This is a genomic window from Agromyces atrinae (assembly GCF_013407835.1).
In the GTDB taxonomy this organism is placed as follows: Bacteria; Actinomycetota; Actinomycetes; order Actinomycetales; family Microbacteriaceae; genus Agromyces; species Agromyces atrinae.
In genome coordinates, this window is the sequence record NZ_JACCBI010000001.1 from 2,366,902 (window position 1) to 2,381,833 (window position 14,932).

13 protein-coding genes are annotated in these 14,932 nt (G+C 69.2%); 6 read left to right on the forward strand and 7 right to left on the reverse strand.

Annotation, left to right across the window (positions count from 1 at the left end):
* The first annotated feature begins 50 nt into the window (after window positions 1-50).
* A complete protein-coding gene (locus BJ972_RS10995; protein WP_129172403.1) occupies window positions 51-2,567 on the forward strand; it encodes an excinuclease ABC subunit UvrA in 2,517 nt (838 codons plus the stop codon).
* Window positions 2,568-2,578: 11 nt separating this feature from the next.
* Here BJ972_RS10995 and BJ972_RS11000 read toward each other — a convergent pair whose 3' ends face one another.
* Genes BJ972_RS11000 through BJ972_RS11015 form a run of 4 tightly spaced genes read right to left on the reverse strand, consistent with a single transcriptional unit; the run spans window position 2,579 to window position 6,279 of the window.
* On the reverse strand, window positions 2,579-3,337 hold the full coding sequence (locus tag BJ972_RS11000; protein ID WP_129172402.1) for an iron ABC transporter ATP-binding protein: 759 nt from the start codon (window positions 3,335-3,337) through the stop codon (window positions 2,579-2,581).
* The gene (locus BJ972_RS11005) at window positions 3,334-4,329 is read right to left on the reverse strand and encodes an iron chelate uptake ABC transporter family permease subunit (protein WP_206736460.1); all 996 of its coding nucleotides are present in this window, start codon (window positions 4,327-4,329) and stop codon (window positions 3,334-3,336) included. Before BJ972_RS11005 ends, BJ972_RS11000 begins: the two co-directional genes overlap by 4 nt.
* On the reverse strand, window positions 4,322-5,296 hold the full coding sequence (locus BJ972_RS11010) for an ABC transporter permease (RefSeq protein WP_129172653.1): 975 nt from the start codon (window positions 5,294-5,296) through the stop codon (window positions 4,322-4,324). The genes BJ972_RS11005 and BJ972_RS11010 overlap by 8 nt, the downstream gene beginning before the upstream one ends.
* 8 nt (window positions 5,297-5,304) lie before the next feature.
* Window positions 5,305-6,279, reverse strand: coding sequence for a siderophore ABC transporter substrate-binding protein (locus BJ972_RS11015; protein WP_241830696.1), 975 nt, complete (start codon window positions 6,277-6,279; stop codon window positions 5,305-5,307).
* Window positions 6,280-6,448: 169 nt separating this feature from the next.
* On the opposite strand from BJ972_RS11015, the gene BJ972_RS11020 reads away from it, so the two are divergent.
* The 4 genes from BJ972_RS11020 to BJ972_RS11035 all read left to right on the forward strand — a co-directional run bounded on the left by BJ972_RS11020 (window position 6,449) and on the right by BJ972_RS11035 (window position 9,484).
* On the forward strand, window positions 6,449-7,213 hold the full coding sequence (locus BJ972_RS11020; RefSeq protein WP_129172400.1) for an isocitrate lyase/PEP mutase family protein: 765 nt from the start codon (window positions 6,449-6,451) through the stop codon (window positions 7,211-7,213).
* Window positions 7,214-7,342: 129 nt separating this feature from the next.
* A complete protein-coding gene (locus tag BJ972_RS11025) occupies window positions 7,343-8,245 on the forward strand; it encodes an ABC transporter ATP-binding protein (protein WP_129172399.1) in 903 nt (300 codons plus the stop codon).
* Complete coding sequence (locus tag BJ972_RS11030) at window positions 8,242-9,066, forward strand: ABC transporter permease (protein WP_129172398.1); 825 nt, start codon at window positions 8,242-8,244, stop codon at window positions 9,064-9,066. Before BJ972_RS11025 ends, BJ972_RS11030 begins: the two co-directional genes overlap by 4 nt.
* 37 nt (window positions 9,067-9,103) lie before the next feature.
* Window positions 9,104-9,484: a DUF1304 domain-containing protein gene (locus BJ972_RS11035; RefSeq protein WP_129172397.1), complete on the forward strand. Its 381-nt coding sequence runs from the start codon at window positions 9,104-9,106 to the stop codon at window positions 9,482-9,484.
* A 9-nt stretch (window positions 9,485-9,493) separates the two neighbouring features.
* Here BJ972_RS11035 and BJ972_RS11040 read toward each other — a convergent pair whose 3' ends face one another.
* Window positions 9,494-9,880, reverse strand: coding sequence for a hypothetical protein (locus BJ972_RS11040; protein ID WP_129172396.1), 387 nt, complete (start codon window positions 9,878-9,880; stop codon window positions 9,494-9,496).
* Window positions 9,881-10,208: 328 nt separating this feature from the next.
* Between BJ972_RS11040 and BJ972_RS11045 the strand changes: the two genes are divergently transcribed.
* A complete protein-coding gene (locus tag BJ972_RS11045; RefSeq protein ID WP_129172395.1) occupies window positions 10,209-10,769 on the forward strand; it encodes a DUF308 domain-containing protein in 561 nt (186 codons plus the stop codon).
* A gap of 9 nt (window positions 10,770-10,778) precedes the next feature.
* Here BJ972_RS11045 and BJ972_RS11050 read toward each other — a convergent pair whose 3' ends face one another.
* Window positions 10,779-12,851 carry an ABC1 kinase family protein gene (locus BJ972_RS11050; protein WP_129172394.1) on the reverse strand — a complete coding sequence of 691 codons (2,073 nt, stop codon included), beginning with the start codon at window positions 12,849-12,851 and terminating at the stop codon, window positions 10,779-10,781.
* Window positions 12,852-12,953: 102 nt separating this feature from the next.
* Window positions 12,954-14,897 carry an FUSC family protein gene (locus BJ972_RS11055; protein ID WP_164989860.1) on the reverse strand — a complete coding sequence of 648 codons (1,944 nt, stop codon included), beginning with the start codon at window positions 14,895-14,897 and terminating at the stop codon, window positions 12,954-12,956.
* Window positions 14,898-14,932: the final 35 nt, after the last annotated feature.

Genomic DNA, 14,932 nt, shown 5'->3' on the forward strand with positions numbered 1-14,932 from the left:
AGCCGCCCGCGCGGCTGAACCCATCCCACCGTGACAGGATCGAGGATTCCATGACCGAGTCGAGGCTCGAGCCCATCGTCGCTCCCGGCGCAATCGAGGTGCGCGGCGCGCGCGTGCACAACCTCAGAGACATCGACGTCGACGTGCCGCTCGGCCGGCTCGTCGCCATCGCCGGCGTCTCGGGTTCGGGCAAGTCGTCGCTCGCGATGGGAGTGCTCTACGCCGAGGGGTCGCGCCGATACATCGAGGCCCTCTCGACCTACACGCGCCGACGGATGTCTCACGCGACGCGCGCCGCCGTCGGCTCGGTGCGACACGTGCCCGCCGCCCTCGCGCTTCGACAGCGACCCGGTGTGCCGAGCGTGCGCTCCACGCTCGGCACCTCGACCGAACTGCTGAACGTACTGCGCGTGCTCTACTCGCGCCTCGGCTCGCACGTCTGCCCGAACGGCCACCGGCTCGACCCCACGATCGACGTCGCGGCCGACCTCGACCTCACGTGCCCCGTATGCGGTGCCGTGTTCACCCCGCCGGGCGCCGAGTCGCTCGCCTTCAACTCCGACGGAGCGTGCCCGACGTGTTCGGGTACCGGGATCGTGCGCGACATCGATGACGCGTCGCTCGTGCCCGACCCGTCGAAATCGATCGACGACGGGGCCGTCGCGCCCTGGGGTCTGTTCGGACTCTCGGTCATGCCGCAGGTCGTCGCCGAGTTCGGCGTGCGCACCGACATCCCCTACCGCGATCTCACGGAGGACGAGCGGCACATCGTGCTCGATGGGCCGCCCGAGAAGCGCGAGATCCGTGTGCCGTCGAAGACGGGCAAGCTCTTCGACCTGAACTTCACCTACCGCAGCGCACGCCAAGCGGTGAGCGAGGCGATGAAGGGGGCGACGAGCGAGAAGGGGCTCGCCCGCGTCGGTCGCTTCATCACGAGCCAGACGTGCCCCAGCTGCCACGGCTCGCGGCTCTCCGAGGCCGCGCGCAGCACCCACGTCGACGGCATCGATCTCGCTGCTGCGTCGTCGAAGACCCTCGACGAGGTCCTCGACTGGGTGGCGGGGCTGCCACCGACACTCCCCGCCGACATGCGTTCGATGGCCGACCTGATCGGCAGCCAGTTCGCAGAGATGGGTCGACGCCTCGTGCAGCTCGGACTCGGCTACCTCGCACTCGATCGTGCGAGCTCGACGCTCTCGACCGGTGAACGGCAGCGCGTGCAGTTGGCGCGCGCCGTGCGGAACGAGACCACAGGAGTGCTATACGTGCTCGACGAACCGTCGATCGGGCTGCACCCGGCCAACATCGACGGACTCGCCGGCATCATGCGCGACCTGCTCGCGGGCGGCAACTCCGTCGTGCTTGTCGACCACGATGTGCAGGTGCTGCGCGAGGCCGACTGGATGATCGAGATCGGACCGGGCTCGGGCGCCGCCGGCGGCACCGTCATCGGGCAGGGCACGATCGCCGAGATCGCGGCCAACCCGCGCTCCCTGATCGGCGGCTTCCTCGTCGAGAGCGAACCGATCCGTGTGCGCGATCGCGCAGCGGAGACGGAGGTCTTCGCGAACGGCTCCATCCGACTGCGCACGAGTCCGATCCACACGGTGCACGGTCTCGACGCGGCCTTCCCGACTGGTCGCCTCACCGCGGTCACGGGCATGTCGGGCTCCGGCAAGACGACGCTCGTGCTCGAAAGCCTCGTGCCGGCCCTCGCCGCGGCCCACGCCGACGAGCCGCTTCCTGCGCACGTCACATCGCTCGATGCTGCGGGCGTGACCCGAGCCGACCTCGTCGATGCGACTCCGATCGGCACGAACGTGCGCTCGACCGTCGCGACCTACAGCGGCGTGCTCGACGATCTGCGCCGCGCGTTCGCAGCCCTCCCCGCAGCACAGGAGCGCGGAACGAAAGCCGGTGACTTCTCCTACAACACGGGCTCACTTCGATGCCCGCGATGCGAGGGCACCGGCCAGGTCGTGCTCGACGTGCAGTTCCTTCCCGACGTCGACATCGCCTGCCCCGACTGCGGGGGCAGCCGATACGGTCCGGCGGCCGCGGAGTTCCGGCTGCCCGTGTCGGGCGGTGAACGGTCGCTCCCCGAACTTCTCGCGGTGACCGTCGCCGAGGCCGTCGACCTGCTCGCCGACCTGCCGCGCCCGCGGAAGAAACTGCAGACCCTCGTCGAACTCGGCCTCGGGTACCTCACACTGGGCGAGGACACCCCGGCGCTCTCGGGAGGCGAGGCTCAACGATTGAAGCTCGCGACGGAACTCGGGCGAACGCACACGGGAACCCTCTTCGTCTTCGACGAACCCTCGGTCGGCCTGCATCCGCTCGACACGCGCGTGCTCCTCGGAGTGCTCGACCGCCTGCTCGCGACGGGTGCGACCGTCATCGTGATCGAGCACGACCTCGATGTCATCGCGAACGCCGACCACGTCATCGACCTGGGACCCGGCGGCGGCACGGCCGGCGGACGGATCGTCGCGATCGGCACGCCCGAGCAGATCGCCGCACACGCCGAGAGCGTCACGGGTCGGTACCTCGGCACCGTTCTCGCCTGAGCGGCGTCACCTCACCGGAAGTACACCGCCACGGGGTACTCGCCGTCGGTGCGCACCTCGATCGGTGTGTGGAAGATCGACTCGAGCGTCGCGGGCGTCATGATCTCGGCCGGAGTGCCGTTGTGCACGACGCGACCCTCGGCGAGCGCGATGATGCGATCGGCGTAGGCGGCGGCGAAGTTGATGTCGTGGATGACGACGATGAACGTCTTTCCGAGTTCGTCGGCGGCCTTTCGCAACTGCTTCATCATCGCGACCGAGTGGCTCATGTCGAGGTTGTTGAGCGGTTCATCGAGCAGCACGTAGTCGGTGTCCTGAGCGAGCACCATCGCGACGTACGCCCGCTGTCGCTGACCGCCCGAGAGCTCGTCGAGCACGCGTCCTTCGAGGCCGCCGAGGTCGAGGAAGTCGATCGCGTGGTCGATGTGGCGCACGTCGTCGGCGGTGAGCCGACCCTGCGAGTGCGGGAAGCGCCCGAAGCCGACGAGCTCGCGCACCGTGAGACGCGTGATGAAGTGGTTCTCCTGACGCAGGATCGACAGGGTGCGCGCCAGCTCGCGGCTGGGTGCCCGCGCGACATCCAGCCCGCCCACGCTCACGCGACCCGTCGTCGGGTCGGTCAGCCGCCCGACGATCGTGAGGAGCGTCGACTTGCCCGCACCGTTCGGGCCGACGAGCGCGGTGATGCCGCCCGCGGGGATCTCGAGGTCGACGGGGCCGAGCACGGTGCTCGAGCCGTAGCTCTTCGAGACGTCGGTGAGCGAGATCACAGGGCGCCCTTTCGCAGGAGGTAGATGATGAAGAAGAGGCCGCCGCCGAACTCGATGATGACCGAGAGCATGCCCGCCGCGTAGAAGACGTGGTTGAGCACGAAGTAGCCGACGAGCAGCGTGACGACACCGAGCAGGAACGCGAAGGGCAGCACGTGCCGATGCTCGGCCGAGCCCGTGAGCTGGTACGCGAGGGTCGCGACGATGAAACCGAAGAACGTCAGCGGGCCGACCATCGTCGTCGAGATCGAGATGAGCACGGCGGTGAGGATGAGGAGCAGCGTGACCTCGCGCTTGTAGCGGAGACCGAGGTTGACCGAGGTGTCGCGGCCGAGCGCGAGCACGTCGAGGCGGAAGCGGCCTCGCCACACGACGACGAGCACGATCGCGATGACGATCGCGGCCCACGGCAGGTACTCGACGTTCGAGTTGCTGATGTTGCCGAAGAGCCTCGCCGAGAGGATGTCGAACTCGCTCGGCGTCAGCAGCCGTTGCATGAACGTCGACAGCGAACTGAAGCCGATGCCGAGCACGATGCCGACGAGCAGCATGATGTGCAGGTTGCCGAGTCGCCCCGAGAACAGCCACGAGTACAGCAGCGTCGCGAAGCCCACCATGAGGATGCTCTGCAGCGCGACCTTCAGCAGGCCGTCGGTCGCGGCGAGCGACTGGGCGCCGAAGAAGAACACGAGCCCCGTCTGCATGACGACGTAGAGCGCGTCGAACCCCATGATCGACGGCGTGAGGATGCGGTTGCCCGTCGCCGTGTGGAAGAGCACGGTCGCGACGGCCTGGCACGCGGCGACGACGACGATCGTCGCGACGGTCACGAAGCGCCGCCCGACGATGATGCCGAAGCCCCGACTTCCCGGCTCGGGGCCGATGCCGTAGGTGAGCACGGCGAGGGCGGCGAGAGCCGCGATCCCGAGGAGGATCGCGAGCCGCAGACGCCGGCGGGGCGTGCGCACGGGGGCGAGGACGCGCTCAGCCACGACTGCGCTGCCGGAGGAGGAGGGTGATGAACACGGCCGATCCGACGATGCCGAGGATCATCGACACGGGGATCTCGAAGGGCGCACGGATGACGCGGCCGATGATGTCGCACACGATGATGATCGCGACGCCGCCGAGGCACACCCACGGGATGTTCGAGCGCAGGTTGTCGCCGCGGATCATCGAGACGAGGTTCGGCACGACGAGCCCGAGGAAGGGCAGGAAACCGACGACGACCGTCGTGACCCCGGTCGCGACGGCGACGAGCGACGTACCGACGAGGATGACGCGGTCGTAGTGCACACCCACGCTCGTCGCGACATCCTTGCCGAGGCCAGCGACGGTAAAGCGATCGGCGACGATGTAGGCGATCACGACGATGACGCCGACGACCCACAGCACCTCGTACCGCCCGCGCACGACGCTCGTGAAGCTGCCCATGAACCACGTGCCGAGCATCTGCAGCAGGTTCGTCGAGACCGCGAGGTAGGTCGTGAAGGCCGAGACGACCGCGCCGAGCATGATGCCGATGAGGGGCACGATGAGCGACGACCGCAGCGCGACGCGGCGGAGCACGCCGAGGAACACGAGGGTCCCGAGGAACGCGAAGATGCTCGCGACGATCATCTTGCCGGTGAGGCCGACGTTCGGCGCGAGGATGACGGTGAGCAGCAGACCGAGGGCCGCCCACTCGGCCGTGCCCGTCGTGCTCGGCTCGACGAAGCGGTTCTGCACGAGCAACTGCATGATGAGCCCCGAGACGCTCATCGCACAGCCCGCGAGCACGAGGGCGATCGTGCGCGGTACGCGCGAGATCCAGAAGATCTCGCCGCCGAACTCATCACGGCCGAGGTCGTAGACGCCGACGAAGAGCGACGCGACGACGAGGCCCGCGACGAGCACGAAGGCGCACGGAAGCGCCCAGCGGCTGTGCCGCCGGGCGCTCCTCGTCGCGACCGTGCTGATGGGTCGTGCTACTTCGCTGCGCCGAACGCCTCGGCGACGGCCGCGTAGAGCGCGGTGTACGCCTGGATCGACTCGTCGAGGTAGAAGTTCGGGTCGAGGTAGACGACCTGCCCCTTCTGCACGGCCGGCACGTTGGCGAGCGCCTCGGAGCCTTCGATGAGCTCCTTCGCGGGCACGTAGCCCTCTTCGTTGAATGCGCCGTCGCGGTCGAGCACGACGAGCCACTCGGGGTTCGCCGCGGCGATGGCCTCGACGCTGATGTCGTCGCCGTGCGAGGTGTCCTCGGCGGCCTGCTCGATCGCGGGCACGAGGTCGAGGGTCGGGAAGAGCGTTCCGACGCCGCGTCCGTCGCCGGGAGCGGCGTAGGCGATCTCGCCGCCCGACGTGATGAGTCCGATGACCGAGTCGGTGCCGTTGTAGGCCGCCTTCGCGTCGGCGATGGCCGCGTCGAAGTCGTCGGCGATCTGCTGCGCCTCGTCGTCGCGGTCGAAGATCTGCCCGAGGATCGCGACCTGGCGCTTGAGCTCGCTCGCGTGGTCTTCGCCGTCGCGCGCGTTGATCTCGATCGTCGCGGGCTGGATGGCCGTGAGGTCGGCGTAGATCTCGCTGAAGCGGTAGCCGCCGATGATGAGATCGGGGTCGGCCTCGACGATCGCCTCGATGTCGGGCTCGCGGTGGAGGCCCACGTCGAGCACGTCGTCGCCGACGAGCGACGGCCACAGGTCGTACATGAGCGGCTTCGGGGCCGCGACGACCTCGACGCCCCAATCGCTCAGCGTCTGGAACGTGGTGTTGTCGAGCGCGACGAGACGCTCGGGGTTCACGGGAACCTCGATCGAGCCGTGGTTGTCCTCGATGGTGACGGTCGAGGCGGTCGTCGCCGCGGGCTCGGCGGCCTCGGTCGACGCGCACGAGGCGAGGGCGAGCACGCCGACGACGGCGATCGTCAGGGCGCTGAGGGACGGACGGAGGGCAGACTTCACGACAGGTGCTCCAATGCGTGGGGATGGGTGTCGCAGTGCGACGGAGGGGCAGCCGGCCGGGCGTAACCATGGAAAGGCTAACCTAAGTAGCGTGCCCTTGTCGAGGGACAGGCCGTGAGAAATGCGCGCTGCGCTGGCCTCTGGCATCCGGGGTTCCTAGGCTGGGGTCATGACGAACAAGGTTGATGTACTGCGCCAACTCCACACCGACGAAGCGCTCCTGCAGGTCGTGAACGTGTGGGACGCGATCAGCGCCCGTGCGATCGCCGAGCTGCCCGACACGAAGGCGATCGCGACCGCGGGTCACTCGATCGCCGCGTCGCACGGCTACGACGACGGCCGGATCCCCGTCGAACTCATGATCGCGGCCGTCGGGCGCATCGCCGCCGCGACCGACCTGCCCGTCACCGCCGACCTCGACGACGGCTACGCCGACGCGGGCGAGACCGTGCGCCAGGCCATCGGGGTCGGCATCGTCGGCGCGAACGTCGAAGACCGCCTGAAGCCCCTCGACGAGTCGGTCGCCGTCGTGCGCGCGATCATCGCCGCGGGCGAGGCCGAGGGCACGGGCTTCGCGCTCAACGCCCGTACCGACGCGTTCGTGCGCGGCGGCGACCGCCCCGTCTCCGAGAGCGTCGCCGACGCGATCGAGCGCGGCAAGGCCTACCTCGACGCCGGTGCAACCTGCATCTTCGTGCCCGGCAACTTCGGCGAAGCGGTCGTCTCCGACCTCGTCGCCGGCATCGGCGAGCGCCGCGTGAGCCTCATCGGCTTCCCCGAGATCCCCGCGCCCGAGCGCCTCCAGTCGCTCGGCGTCGCGCGCCTCTCGTATGGCCCGCTCACCCAGCGCGTCGCTCTCCAGGCCCTGCAGGACGCCGCACTCCACCTCTACCGCGGCGGAAAGCTGCCGGAAGACCTGCCCGCTCTCAACTGATCGACCGTCGTCCGTCGTGCGGGGGTGACGTGCTCTCCCCCGCACGATGGATGACGCAGGGTGCACTCTCTCGATAGCCTGGTGGCGAACCCGCCCGGCCCCGCACGCGCTGCCACCGAGAGGACCCCCATGCCGACCGGCGTACCGATTGAAGTCACCGGCCTCACCAAACGATTCGGCGGGGTGACCGCCGTCGACGATCTGAGCTTCACCGTCGAGCCCGGCCGGGTCACCGGCTTCCTCGGGCCGAACGGCGCAGGCAAGACGACGACCCTCCGCTCTCTGCTCGGTCTCGTCCGGCCGACCGAGGGCACCGCGACCTTCGGCGGCACCGCGTACCGCGATCTCACGCAGCCGCTCGCGACCGTCGGCGCGGCCCTCGAGGCCGCGAGCTTCCACCCCGGGCGCACGGCGCGCAACCACCTCGCCGTGTACGCGACGGCGGCGGGCCTTCCGAAAGCACGCGTGCAGGCCGTGCTCGAACAGGTCGGCATCGCGCAGTACGCCGACCGCCGTGTCGGCGGCTACTCGCTCGGCATGCGCCAGCGCCTCGGCCTCGCCTACACGCTCCTCGGCGACCCCGGCGTGCTCGTGCTCGACGAGCCGATCAACGGTCTCGACCCCGAGGGCATCAAGTGGATCCGCGGGTTCCTCCGCAGCCTCGCCGCCGACGGGCGCACCGTCCTCGTGAGCTCGCACCTGCTCTCCGAGGTGCAGCAGTCGGTCGACGAGGTCATCATCATCGCGCGCGGCAAGCTCGTGCACACGGGCAGCCTCGCGAGCGTCGACACCGACGCCGGGCACTCCGTCGTCGTCGACTCGCCGGATCGCCCCGCGCTGGCATCCGCTCTGCAGGCCGCGGGCCTCGCCTTCACCGAGGGCCGCACGGGCTTCATCGTCGCCGACGGCGACACCGGCCGTATCGGTCACATCGCCTTCGTCGCCGGAGTCGAGGTGAGCGCTCTGCACCGTCAGAAGTCGGGCCTCGAAGACTCCTTCCTCGCGCTCGTCGGAGGAGGTGACGCCGCGTGAACGGCTTCCGCGCTCTCGCCGCCGAGTTCCAGAAGGTGCTCACCACCCGCACCTGGTGGATCCTCGCGATCATCCTCGTCGTCTACGTCGGCGCCGTCTCGGGCGGCCTCGCCGCGTTCTTCGGCTGGTCGACGAACGATCCCGACATCGCCGCCCAGGGCGGAGCGGTGCCCCCGGGCACGAACCTCTCGCCGCTCATCTACAGCTTCGCGTCGTCGATCGGGTACGTGTTCCCCGTGCTGCTCGGTGCGCTCGCGACGACGGGCGAGTTCCGTCACCAGACGCTCACGCCGACGTTCCTCGCCAACCCGCACCGCGCGGTCGTGCTGTGGGCGAAGTTCGCGGCCCTCCTCCTCATCGGTGCCTTCTACGGAGTGCTCGCCTTCGCGGCATCCGTCGGCGCGGGCGCCGTCGCGCTCTCGGCGTTCGATCTCGGAACCGGGCTCGACTCGTCCGACACGTGGGCGCTCATCGGACGCGGCATCCTCGCGATGGCGTTGTGGGCCGGCATCGGCGTGGGTCTCGGAGCCCTCGTTCCGAGCCAGGTCGCATCGATCGTCATCGTCATCGCGTTCACCCAGTTCGTCGAGCCGATCCTGCGCACCGTCGCGATGCTCTCCGACGTCACGCGCGAGATCGGCAAGTTCCTGCCGGGGGCGGCGAGCGACGCCCTCGTCGGCGCGAGCTTCTACTCGGTCATGGGCGGCAGCGGCGACGGCGCGACCCTCGAGTGGTGGGCCGGCGGCCTCGTGCTTCTCGGCATCGCGGTCGTCATCACGAAGCTCGGCTACTTCACGAGCTGGCGCCGCGACGTCACCTGATCCACGGCGCGGGCCGGGGCGGGCGTAGGATCGCGACATGATCGTCGTCGCGAGTATCTTCGCCGCCCTGGCCGCGCTCCTCCACGTCTACATCTTCCTGATGGAGAGCCTGTGGTGGACCAAGCCGCGTACGCGGAAGACCTTCGGCATTACGAGCGCCGAGGTCGCCGAGATCACGAAGCCTCTCGCGTACAACCAGGGCTTCTACAACCTGTTCCTCGCGATCGGCGTCGTCATCGGTTTCGTCCTGCTCGCCGTCGGCGAGCCCGAGGCGGGCCGTGCGCTCGTGCTGTTCTCGCTCGCGTCGATGTTCGTCGCCGCGCTCGTGCTCGTCACGGCCGATTCGACGAAGGCGCGCGCCGCGGCCACGCAGGGCACGCTGCCGCTCATCGGCTTCGTGCTGTTCCTGTTCGTCTGAGCCGCTCGCTCAGTCGTCGGTCGGGAACGACTCCTCCTTGACGGCGACGCCCTCGCTCGCGAGCTTCGCGACGAGGTGCGCGGCGTGGTTCGTGCTGAGGATCAGGCGGCTGAACTCGCCGCCCGAGAGGTCGAGCACGACCGCCTGACGCTTGCCCTTGACGACGACGAAGTCGCGCCCCCCGTGGTTCTTCCACGCGCCGACGGCCACGGTGAGGGGCACGTGCGTTCCGCGGGTACGGATGCCGCGGATCCAGATCCACGGATCATCGGTGATCGTCGCCGAACGGATGTCGCTGCGGGCCACCACGACGTCGCTCGATCGCACCGCGAGGGCCTTCTCGGCGGTCGTCAGCTGGATCTCGAGTCGGTCGGGGTGCACACGCAGGTTCGCCATTCATCCATCCTGCCCGAGTGAGTCTCCAGAGAGTATGTGTGCTTCGCACAAACTCTGACCCCTGTCCGCAATTCAGGCGGGCACCCGTGTCGACCCGGCTGCAGCCCACTCAGAAGTGCGACGCGCCGTGCGCCGACCTGAATTGCGAACAGGGTGGGGCAGGAGGGAGCGAGGGCGAGAGCAGGGGTGAGCGATCGGGTGATCTTTCCGGGTACCGGGGCACGTGTCCCTCGGTCGTCGGCAGGCTGGCACCACATGACGCGCACGCCCGCGGCATCCTTCACCTCGGGCGGACGCATCGCCCTCGCTCGACGAAAGGACCCCACGCATGACACAGACCATCACCGTTCGAGGAGACGCCGGCAGCGGCATCCGTTTCGCCCTGGGGTTCGGCGGTGTGCTGGCGATCGTGGTCGGCGCGCTCGTACTCCTCTGGCCCGCGAAGACGGCGATGGTCGTGACGGCCATCATCGCTATCTACGCCATCATCGCCGGCATCGTCTACGCGACGGGCGGCATCGTCAGCAAGACCCGCGGCGGGTGGGCGCGCGTCGGACTCATCGTGCTCGGCGTGCTGTTCATCGCTGCCGGCATCGTGGCGTTCGCCAACCTGTCACAGACGACCGCCGGCCTCGCGGTCTTCCTCGGCATCCTCGTCGGCGTGATGTGGATCGTGGAGGGGATCACCGCACTGTCGACCTTGCGCGACGCGGCGTCGAAGGGCTGGTCGGTGCTGTTCGCGGCTTTCAGCATCGTGGCCGGCATCATTCTGCTCTTCGCACCGGCGTGGGGGGCGAGCACGCTGTGGTGGCTCCTCGGGCTCTCGCTCCTCATCCTCGGCGTGATCAACATCGTCCGCGCCATCTCCTACGGGCGCCGAACGGCCTGATCGTCGGAACTAGCGCGGGGCCCGCATCAAGGACGAGCGGAGCGACCGGAGGACGAGAAGCATGCCGGCGAGGCCGACGATCGTCCCGAGGAACGGGAACAGCGAGACATCGGGAGTCAGCTGCGGGCCCCCACCCGACACCATCAGGAGCACCGACGTGATGATGAGCGCGACACCGACGAGGGTCGTGGTCAGCTGGCCGACGAGACCGCCGATCCAGTTGCGCTCGGGCAGGTCGCGGAACATCCTGAGGCTCATGCCGAATGTGCCGTTCTCGAGCTGCGAGCCGATCGCCTCGATCCGACGGGGCAGACGTCGCAGCTGTTCGCCGATCACCTGGAGCTGCGTCTGCGCATCGGCGACCATGCCGTGCACGCTCACCATCTGACGCGCGAAGTGCGGGGTGCGCGAGAGCGCCTGACCGACCATGTCGTAGTCGGGCACGAGCTGTCTCAGAGTTCCTTCGAGCGACGAGATCGTTCGGAAGACGAGCACGAGCGCGGGCGGCATCGAGAGCTCGTGATCGCGCAGCACGTCGATGACCTCCTGGAAGATCGCCGAGTCGGTGCGCCCGTTCTGGATGCGCGTGAGGATGACGCCGATCTGGTGCTGCAGCGCTGCCCGGTCGAGCTCGGCACCATCGGACGGCTGGCCGACGACCATGAGCAGGAGGTCGGTGAGCGCGATGTCGTCTTCGGCAGCGATCGCCGACATCATCGCAACGAGCACGCGGCGGAGGCTCCGTTCGAGGATGCCGATCGAACCGAAGTCGATGAGCGAGATCTCGCCGTCGGGCCGGAGGATGATGTTGCCCGGGTGCAGGTCGGCGTGGAAGACGCCCCGCACGGTGACCTGCTCGAAGACCGAGTCGACGAGCGTGTCGGCGACGTCGCGCGCGGTCGGCAGCGGCTTCTCGCTCGTGACGGCCGCCGCGACGGTGACGCCACCCGCCTCGATCGCTCGAGCATCGGTCTGCACCATGGGCGCCGCTCCGGCCCACGGCACATCGCCGTGGAGGTTCGAGAAGGGGATGCCCTGCACGTGCTCCTGCACCATCATGCGTTCGGTGCAGAGATCGGGATAGACGACGGGCACGTGCACCGTCGACCCGCTCGACTTCGCGAGCGTGCCGCGCAACAGCTCGGTGTTCGCGAGCTCGATGCGGTAGTCGAGTTCCTCCGCGAGTGAGCGCACGAACTCTCCGGCGAGCGCGTTCAGCCCGTAGGCTCGCGCCCACGATGCGCGACGCTCGGCCTGGGCGGCGAGTCGCACGATGATGTCGGAGTCGATGAGCACCGACGCTCGAGCATCGGGCCGCTGCACCTTGACGACGACGAGCGCACCCTCGGTCTCCTCCGGGCCGGGGTGGAGGCGCGCCGAGTGCACTTGGGCGAGGGATGCCGCGGCAAGCGGCTTCTCGTCGATCCATGCGAACGAGTCGGCGATCGGCCCACCGAGCTCAAGCTCGATCGCCGTCCTGACGTCGTCCCACGGCAGCGGTGTGGTCTGCATCTGCAGAGTCGCGAAGGCCGTCGTGAACTCGCTCGGCAGGATGTCGTCCCGTGTCGAGAGCACCTGCCCGACCTTGACGAATGTGACGCCCGCCTCGTTCATCGCCGAGACGAGCGCAGCGGGCACGTCCTGATCTTCACCGCGGCGGTGGCTGCCGTAGAGACTGAAGCCGTGCTTGGAGGCGATGCGGAGGGTCTGCACGTAGCGGCGCATGCGCTTCCGTCGGCGGATGATGCCCTTGACCGTGCGGATCGGGTGCCAGCCACGTCCCGAGGGCCAGAACAGCTCGGAGAGCATGATGACGACGACGGCGACGGCGAACTGCCAGCCGAGCGCAACCGCGATGAAGATGACGCCCATGGGGCTCGAGACGATGAACTGACCGTCGACCATGACGTCGCCCGCTTCGAGAGCCGCGCGCACGAGAGGCACCGAGACCGCGTAGACGACCGCGACGAACACGATCGCTCGGGCCCAGCCGATGGCGGTTCCGAGGACGTGCTGGGCGACCCAGGCCGCACTGACGGAGAAGACTGCCCCGAGTAGGACAGTGGCTATGGCCTCGAACATCGAACCTCCCGGTGACGCCCCGACCCTAGCCCGGCGTTCCCGCGGCGACCGGCGAGGAGCCGAGGTTTCACCCTCTTCGCCGCCTCTGCGCCATCTCTCGCTTCACCCGCCCTTCACCCGTCTCTCGGCACCGACCTGCTGTGCGATGAGCGCGGAGCGGGCGGTCGCAAGATCGCCCGCGACCGCGGGGAGCACTCCGCCCGGCAGCTCGACGTCGACCGGCCTACGGCGCGCCGTGATGGCGTCCGCCAGATCGTCGAGGGCCGAAGCGACCGCGTCGACCGCTTCAGCATCCTGCGCCGCCCCTGACGCCTCCGCCTCTGTCGCGGCCGCCGTCACGGCATCCGTCACGCGCTCGAGTGCCGCCACCTCGGGAAGCCACGACGCCGAGGCGGCGCTGATCGCCGGCGGCTCAGCGAGCGCTTTCGCCACGGTCGTCCGCAGGTCGGAGATACGGCGGTAGACACCGCGCCGCAGCGTCGAGCGATCCGGGTCGTCGGGCTGGCTCAGCGCGACGCGCGCGTAGACACTGATCGCGTGCGCGAGCGCCGCCACGGGCACGGCGAGGTGGCGCGGCGCATGCCACGTCTGCGGCCACGGCAGGTAGCCGAGGACGAGCACGATCGCGCACCCGAGAAGCGTGTCGAGCAGGCGGGCCTCGACGAGGCTCGAGCTGTCGCTCACGTGCAGTTCGACGAGCAGTACCGCGAGCGGCGTCGTCACGATCGAGTACAGCCCGTAGTTCCGCGGCATGACGATGGGCATACTCGCGGCGAGGATCAGGATGACGAGGATCTGCCAGCCGTCCCGCGGAATGACGGCGACCGCGAGTGCGCCGATCGCGACGCCGATGAGGGTTCCCACTCCGCGCTGCACGGCGCGACCGAAGATCGAACCGAAGTCGGGCTTCATGACCTGTGCGACCGTCAGCATGACGAGGTAGGGGCGTTCGAGCTGCCACGCGGCGCACAGCGCTTGGGCGACGGCGATGCAGAGCACGAGCCGCAGGATCGAGTTCCACAGTTCGGTACCCGAGGTGAGGGCGCGGCCGGCGCCGCGGAGGCGACCGATGACGGTGGGCGCCTGCGGCAGCGCGAGATCGGTGCCATCGCCCACCGGGCCGCTCGCCCGCGCACTCACGCCGGAGACGACGTGGGCCACATGCGCGATCGACGTGGCGAGCGCCGGGTCGCCCCCGCTCGCGTGCGGCGCACTCGGTGCCGGACGAGCAGGGTTCGAGACCCACGCCGCGACGCCTCGCAGATAGTCGAGCACCTCAGCATCGACATCCCGTTCGTCCTCGGCGGCGGCGATCGCGGCATCCACGACCGGAGCCGACGCGTTCAGCACGGCGACGAGCGTCTGCCACCGCCGATCGTGGGCGGCGAGCTCGGTGCGGGCGGCGACGAGCACGTCGTAGGCGTCGTTGAGAGCGCCCGTCAGAGCGTCGCCCGCCGCTGTGCGGCCCGCTGCGCTGCCGGCCGACAGCTGGGCGACGATCGCGTCGTAGACACGCGCGACGGCGCGACGCTCGGGCGCGAACTCCCGGCCCTCGTACGCCGCAGCTGCCATCGTCAGGAGCAGTCGCCACGCAGCCCCGGCGAAGAAGATGAGAGGAGCCATCCACGGCGAGGAGAGGCCGAAATCGGCGTTGGCCGCCGTCACCGTGTACATGAGGAAGTACACGGCCGATTTCGATGCCGTCGCGCTGATCGCACCCGAGATTCCCGAGAGCAGTGCAGCCACGATCACCGCGACGAGCGTCGCCACGACGTGCCCGTGCACCGCGGTTCCGATTCCGAACCCGATCGTCGCCATCATCGATGCGAGGGCCATACGGTGCACGCGCTCGATGCCGGCGGAACCGAGGTCCATGGCCGACGCCACGAGGGCTCCCATCGACGCGAGCGCCCCCGCACCGATCACCGCGTCGTTCGTGGGCGCGAACAACAGGGCGAGACCGACGGGCGCCGTGATGCCCACGGCGGTGAGTGCGACCCTGTCCCACGGAATCGGCGCCCGCTGAGAACGAGTGAGCGCACGCATCCACGCTTTCGACTCCTCGACAGCGTGGGCGATCC

Coding starts and splice junctions, on each gene's coding strand:
- BJ972_RS10995 (WP_129172403.1), top strand. CDS start 51: ATGACCGAGTCGAGGCTCGAGCCCATCGTCGCTCCCGGCGCAATCGAG.
- BJ972_RS11020 (WP_129172400.1), top strand. CDS start 6,449: ATGACGAACAAGGTTGATGTACTGCGCCAACTCCACACCGACGAAGCG.
- BJ972_RS11025 (WP_129172399.1), top strand. CDS start 7,343: ATGCCGACCGGCGTACCGATTGAAGTCACCGGCCTCACCAAACGATTC.
- BJ972_RS11035 (WP_129172397.1), top strand. CDS start 9,104: ATGATCGTCGTCGCGAGTATCTTCGCCGCCCTGGCCGCGCTCCTCCAC.
- BJ972_RS11040 (WP_129172396.1), bottom strand. CDS start 9,880: ATGGCGAACCTGCGTGTGCACCCCGACCGACTCGAGATCCAGCTGACG.
- BJ972_RS11045 (WP_129172395.1), top strand. CDS start 10,209: ATGACACAGACCATCACCGTTCGAGGAGACGCCGGCAGCGGCATCCGT.
- BJ972_RS11050 (WP_129172394.1), bottom strand. CDS start 12,851: ATGTTCGAGGCCATAGCCACTGTCCTACTCGGGGCAGTCTTCTCCGTC.
- BJ972_RS11055 (WP_164989860.1), bottom strand. CDS start 14,897: ATGCGTGCGCTCACTCGTTCTCAGCGGGCGCCGATTCCGTGGGACAGG.